General features: G+C 67.2%; 4 protein-coding genes and 1 pseudogene. 4 read left to right on the forward strand and 1 reads right to left on the reverse strand.

Going from position 1 to position 6,243, the window contains the following annotated elements; all coding sequences use genetic code 11:
* Together EAH89_RS30145 and EAH89_RS30150 are read left to right on the forward strand one after the other, a co-directional pair.
* Nucleotides 1–1,767, forward strand: a 1,767-nt coding sequence (locus EAH89_RS30145) for a family 16 glycosylhydrolase (protein WP_140887770.1), incomplete at its 5' end; no start/stop codon positions are given.
* Nucleotides 1,768–1,947: 180 nt separating this feature from the next.
* Nucleotides 1,948–3,017, forward strand: a protein-coding gene (locus EAH89_RS30150; protein ID WP_140887773.1) for an IS630 family transposase whose coding sequence is annotated in 2 segments (ribosomal slippage) — nucleotides 1,948–2,454 and nucleotides 2,457–3,017 — 1,068 coding nt in all. Because the reading frame shifts where the segments join, the coding sequence is not laid out codon by codon here.
* 115 nt (nucleotides 3,018–3,132) lie between these two features.
* Here the strand turns inward: EAH89_RS30150 and EAH89_RS30155 are convergent.
* Complete coding sequence (locus EAH89_RS30155) at nucleotides 3,133–4,743, reverse strand: carbohydrate-binding domain-containing protein (RefSeq protein ID WP_140887775.1); 1,611 nt, start codon at nucleotides 4,741–4,743, stop codon at nucleotides 3,133–3,135.
* 612 nt (nucleotides 4,744–5,355) lie between these two features.
* Here EAH89_RS30155 and EAH89_RS33305 point away from each other — a divergent pair.
* Both EAH89_RS33305 and EAH89_RS30165 read left to right on the forward strand, forming a co-directional pair.
* Nucleotides 5,356–5,622: a DUF3606 domain-containing protein gene (locus tag EAH89_RS33305; protein WP_277753916.1), complete on the forward strand. Its 267-nt coding sequence runs from the start codon at nucleotides 5,356–5,358 to the stop codon at nucleotides 5,620–5,622.
* Nucleotides 5,623–5,953: 331 nt separating this feature from the next.
* A pseudogene (locus EAH89_RS30165) lies at nucleotides 5,954–6,243 on the forward strand (IS701 family transposase); the annotation flags it as partial.

The following is a 6,243-nucleotide window of genomic DNA, read 5'->3' on the forward strand; positions in this document are numbered from 1 at the left end:
GGCGGCGCCGGCAACGACGTCCTCACCGGCGGCGCCGGCGCCGACCGCTTCCTCTTCGAGCGCGGCGCCGGGCGCGACGTCGTGACCGACTTCCAGCCGGGCGTCGACAAGATCGTCATCGGCGGCGGCTTCACGGCCTTCACGAGCTTCGCCGCCGTGCAGGCCGCCCTCCGCCAGGACGGCGCGGACGCGGTGCTCGAGCTCGGGAACGGCGACGCCGCCATCCTGCGCGGCGTCAGCGCCGCCGCCCTCACGGCCACGGACTTCCGCCTGCCCGCCGCCTCCCTCACCACCCTTCACATGACCTTCGCCGACGAGTTCAACAGCTTCTCCGCAACGCCGACCGGCCTCACGTCAGCGGGCACGGCCGGCTGGCGCTCCACTCATCTGTGGGGCAGCCGCAGCGTCCCCAACGAGGTGCAGTACTACGCCGACGCCACCACCGTCGGCCCCTACCCCTTCGCGCTGCACGACGCCGGCGGGCAGGGCGTGCTCGACATCACCGCCCGACCCGCCGCCGGCCTGCCCGACGGGCTCACCTACACGAGCGGCCTCCTCACCTCCTCCGCCAGCCTCGTCCAGACCTACGGCTACTTCGAGATGCGCGCCCAGATCCCCGAGGGTAAGGGCTTCTGGCCTGCCTTCTGGCTCGCCCGGGCGGATCTGACCGCCCCGCCGGAACTGGATGTCCTCGAGTCCCTCGGCGACATGCCGGGCATCGCCTACTCGACCGTCCACACGAACTCGACCGGATCCCACACCCAGGTGCAGTCCGCCTTCTGGGCCGAGACGGACCTCTCAAAGGCCTTCCACACCTACGCCGTGTCCTGGCGGCCGGACGTCATCACCTTCTACATCGACGGCACGGAGCTCTCGCAGGTCCAGACACCGTCGGACATGCACTCGCCGATGTACATGCTGGCGAACCTCGCCGTCGGCGGCCCCAACAGCTGGGCGGGCGCGACGGATGGCGTCTCGTCGGCGACGATGAGCATCGACTACATCCATGCCTCGCAGTTCGCCGACCTCGCCGGTCCGGTGCGCCCGATCGAGGTTCGGGCGATGGTGCTCGAGGGGAGTGGCGCGGTGGACCGCCTCGTCGGCGGCGCGGGCGAGGACCGCATCACCGGTGGCCGCAACAACGACGCCCTGACCGGCGGCAACGGCGCGGACACCTTCGTCTTCGCCTCCGGCGACGGAAAGGACATCATCACCGACTTCCAGCCCGGCGTGGACCACCTCCTGCTCAACGGCGTGAGCGCCAATAGCGTGTCGACGAAGGCCAGCTCGTCGGGCCTGGTGGTGTCCTACGGCAAGGACACCATCACCCTCCAGGGCGTCACCGCCCTGAAGGCGGGGGACATCACCTATGGGGACGTGGTGACGCTGTCGTCCGCCCAGCTCCTCGACCGCTCCACGTCCACCCGCGCCCAGACCGTCACCGGTAGCGCAGGAAATGACACCATCAAGGGCGGTGCCGGCGACGACTGGATCATCGGTGGTGCGGGCAACGACGTGCTGAGCGGCGGCGCCGGCCGCGACACCTTCGTCTTCGACAGCTGGGACGGCCACGACACCATCAACGGCTTCGTCTCCGGCGAGGACCACATCCTCCTGCACGGTGTCCCGCCCGCCAGCGTCTGGATCAATCCTGGTCGCAGCGACGCCGGGGTGCCTGGCCTCGAAGTTACCTACGGCACGAACGGCGACTCCATCTTCCTGCCCGGCCTCACCGCCCTCAAGGCGGGCGACATCGTCTTCGCCTGATCTGTCCGAGGACAGGCGGGCTGCAAAGGCCCGCCTGACCGGGAGCGGCTCACCACGTACTCGCCCATCACCTCCACTTCGCACCCCTCATACCCGCCGCGCGATTTGCTGACTCGCCTGTGTAGGGCGGCTGCCGCGTCGCCGTGATTCCCTCGCTTCCGATCTGGCGGAGGGCATGGGATGGGCGCGGCACTGGCGATCCGGACGGATCTGGAAGCGGCGGAGCTGCGGCGCCGTGCCCGACATGAGCGCGACGGCCGGGTTTCGGCGCGGCTGCTCGCCCTGGCCAACGTGCTGGACGGGATGAGCCGCGAGGCGGCGGCCCGCAGCGCGGGAATGGATCGGCAGACGCTCAGGGACTGGGTGATCCGCTTCAACGCGAACGGCGTGGAGGGTTTGTGCGACCAGGCCCGCCCGGGGCGGCCGACGCGCATGACCGAGGGGCAGCAGGCGGCCTTCAAGGCGGTCGTGCTTCGTGGCCCGGACCGGGAGCGGGACGGCGTGTCATCGTGGCGCATCGTGGACCTGTGCCGGGTGGCCGAGGAGCGCTTCGGCGTGAGCTACCGCGAGAGCGGCATGCTGCGGCTGGTGAAGTCGCTCGACCTCTCATGGCAGAAGACCCGGCCCAGCCACCCCAAAGGGGACCCGGCCGCGAGGGAGCGGTTCAAAGGGGGGGCCTTGCCACAGCCCTGAGCGAGGTCGCCCGCGCCCACCCGGGTGCCGACGTTCAACTCTGGTGCCAGGACGAGGCCAGGGTGGGCCAGAAGGGCCGCGGCGCCCGCGTCTGGTACGAGCGCGGCATCCGCCCCCGCGGCGTCATCGACCAACGGCACGCGTCAGCCTGGATCTTCGGCGCGGTCCGCCCCGGCACCGATCAGGCCTTCGCTCTCGTGCTGACCGAGGTGGGCACGGCCGCCATGCAGGCCTTCCTCGACCGCTTCAGCGCCACCCTGCCCGAGCGCGTCCATGCCGCCCTCCTGCTGGACGGCGCGGGCTGGCACATCGCAGGCCACCTCGCCGTGCCCAACAACGTCAGTCTCATCTTCCTGCCGCCCTACGCCCCCGAGTTGAACCCGGTCGAGCGCGTGTGGCTGTACCTGCGCGAACGCTTCCTTTCGCTCCGCCTGTTCCCCAATCTCGACGCCATCATCGACGGCTGCTGCCAAGCCTGGAACAGGCTCACCGCCGAGCCAGGCCGCATCGCCTCCCTCACCAACTACCCTTACCTGCGGTCAGTCAGAACTTCATGAGCCGGGTATCAGCGGACGGATTGAACCGGGCGGGGTGCAAGGGACATTGGCAAGCTGTTGAGCAACACGGAGAACCTCGCCACGCACCTGAAACCTGGTAGCGGTCGACGCCTGCCTACCCGATCAGGTGATACTCACCCGACGCGGTGGGTCGTATGGCAATCTCCACGGAGCCATTGCTCAGGAGCGCGGCCGTACTGCCCGCCGCTGCCTCCCCATTGTAGACGATGCCGTCGATGTAGAGGTTCCGGTCCGTCGAAGCAGTGCCGCCCCACTCGTCGTTAAGGAAGGCGACCTCGACGGCATGGGTGCCCGCGCCCCAGTCCCCCTTAAGGGTGAGCGTGTCGGACTGGCCGAGAGCGTGGTTCGCCTGAGCGGTGAACGTACCACCAACCTGAACGCCGTCGACCCTGACGGTGTACTGCGCATCACCGTTGTAGGCCTGCTCGCTGACCTTCAGCACCAGCGTGTCGGCACCGCTGCCGATCATGCTGTTCACAGCCGTGCCGCTGGTCGGCACCTGGAAGGCAGCCGTGCCGGTCCACAGGAGCGAGGCCGTGCCGGAGGGCACGGCGTTGCCGTTGTAAGCCATGCCGTCGACGTAGAGGTTCCGGTCCGTCGCGGCGGTCCCGCCCCACTCGTCGTTGAGGAAGGTGACCTCGACGGTGTGGGCGCCCGCGCCCCAGTCGCCCTTGATGGTGAGCGTGTCGGACTGGCCAAGAGCGTGGCTCGCCTGAGCGGTGAACGTGCCGCCAACCTGAACGCCGTCCACTCTGACGGTGTACTGCGCATCGCCGTTATACGCCTGCTCACTGATCCTCAGCACCAACGTGTCGGCACCGTTGCCGATCGTGCTGCCCACGGCCATGGTGCTGGCGAGTGAGACTGGCTCCTGCGGGGACGACCCATCATCATTGTGGATGATGCCGTCCATGGGGGGGGCCTCGACCACCGTGCCAAAGCTTGTCTCGCGCCAGGTCAGGGTGAAGCTCTCGTCCGCCTCGACGGCCGTGTCACCGGCAACCTGTATCGTGATCGTCTTGGTCGTCTCGCCGGGACGGAAGAGCACGGTGCCGTAAGGCAGTACACCGCCAGCGAAGTCTGCGGCCGATGCCGGGTGCTCCCCGCTGCCCTGGACAATCCAGTCGGCGCTGCTGAAGCCGGACGTCTCGCCCGTCCGCGTTACCAGGAAGGTGAAAGGGGTTGCTCCGCCCTGCCCCTCGAATCCGTTCGCGTCGAGAGCAGCGGCCTGGAGCCCGCTGCTGCGGAACACCCCCGTCGTGAGATCGAGAATGCCGTTGGTGAAGCGCACGTATTCCACGTCCCGCAGAACGCCCACCCCGCCAACCGTCCAGCTTCCGTCGGGTTCGTGCCGCCAGGCGGGTGATGCCGCCGCGAAGGCGGAGACGGCGGTGTCGATCCCAGCACCTCCCTCGAGGGTGTCGTTGCCCGGCCCGTCGTACAGGACGTCGTCGCCGGCACTGCCACTCAGGTAGTCGTCGCCGTCGCCACCGAGCAGCGTGTCGTCCCCGGCCTCACCGTAGAGGAGGTCGCCGTCGGCTCCCCCATCAATCACATCACGCCCCGCGCCGCCGTATAGGGTGTCTGCCCCCCCGAGCCCGGAGATGGTGTCATCTCCCAACGTGGCCGGGCCACCCAGAACGCCTGATGACGTTCCACTTGCCCTGACCGTGTCACCCGACGGCGTACCGGTGATGGTCGACATGAGCGGCTCCAGGATTTTCCGGAACGATACGTAACGAGCGAGAACAAGCGCGTCCTCTCAACTCCGCGTTAACATTTCGCATCGAACCTCGCGGGTGGGTTGCCGGGTAGCTGTTGGCACAACGATGGCTCTTTCACGCGAAATCCGCTTTGGTCCTTGCGTTCTGCCACCATCAGCGTCCGCCAAGCTCACCGGCCTGCTCCGGTGGTCCTTGGACGCCACGAACTCGGCCATCGATTTTGCTAGCTCCGCCACCTCCACCTTCGCTATCACGGAATGGTGAGCGGTCGATAAAGTGAGGCGCTCGGTGGAGGGGGTTCAGTCAGATGTTTGAAGCGATATGCGCGCTCGGTGCCTTCGGGGCGGTCCTGATGACCCTCATCGGAGGGGGGCTGTGGATGGAACTGACCCGCCGCCGCACCTCCGAGGCGGCACGCCGCAGATTTGCTCTGTAGCGGCCGAGAAACCGTGGCGGAGCCGCTGCTTTAAGCTCGCGCGAGGGATCAACTCGGCAATGCCCATGGCCGAGTTGGTCCTAGCCGCAGAGTGCGCGACGTCCAGAACAACCTGTGGCCATCCTCTGGCCGCAGTCAGACCGTCGGAAGGTGACCGTTGGACAGCAAGACGCGAGGTTCATCTTCAGACCTGCGCTGCCCTGTTGTTGGAGCGCCAGGAGCAGTTGCAAGCCACCACAAGCCATGCCCGAAGGTAGTCTGGCTGGCGAGCAACACCATCGACATGGACGACGACATCAACGCTCGTTATTGGGCTCGGGTGTTCCAACTAAGCAATCTCGACCTCGCGACGGCGGTGATGATCGTCGGCCCAGATGCTCGAGCGGTGGCCCAGTTTCTCGGCAACGCCGGCAGCCGTTACTAGACCGCTGACGATATGAGGCACCCACTTGGCGGTGTGCAGCCTGCGCACCTCTGATACTGCCGAGCAGATGTTCCGATCCGTCCAGACCCGCCACAGGCGAAGGACTGAAGCCGTGTCTGCAAGGCAGGGACCAGCTGACGATGTGTCAGGACATAGGCGCACCGGTATCATTAGTGAGACTAAAATTTGAAATGTAGACGATTTGTGGGCAGGAATCTAAAATATTTGCCGTGGTTCTGACCCTTGGCTGACTTCTTAATTCTACAGTTGAGCTTGCCGTGAGGCTTTCCCATGTGCGGCGTGGCGGCATGTCGGTTCGTGGAGGCAGGCCATGGGGTCGGATCCTCGGGACATTCTGAGTTGGCGCGAGAATTTGGGAGCGCTGCAGGCGAGACTGGGGGAGTTGTTCGTCCGGGCCGAGCCGCGGCGGCAGGCAGGCCTGTACCTTGAGGGCCTGCTGAGCGCGGCCAAGCGCAAGAACGGCTGGCAGTTGGCCGAGCAGATCGGCGACGCCCGCCCGTGGCGGACGCAGCGCGTGCTCAGCCACGTCCTGTGGGACCAGGAGGCGGCCCGGGATCTGTGCCGCGCGTACGTGCTGGAGCACGTCGGAGCCGATGATGG

This window comes from Muricoccus nepalensis (genome assembly GCF_006438825.1).
Taxonomy (GTDB): domain Bacteria; phylum Pseudomonadota; class Alphaproteobacteria; order Acetobacterales; family Acetobacteraceae; genus Roseomonas; species Roseomonas nepalensis.

Coding starts and splice junctions, on each gene's coding strand:
- EAH89_RS30155 (WP_140887775.1), bottom strand. CDS start 4,743: ATGTCGACCATCACCGGTACGCCGTCGGGTGACACGGTCAGGGCAAGT.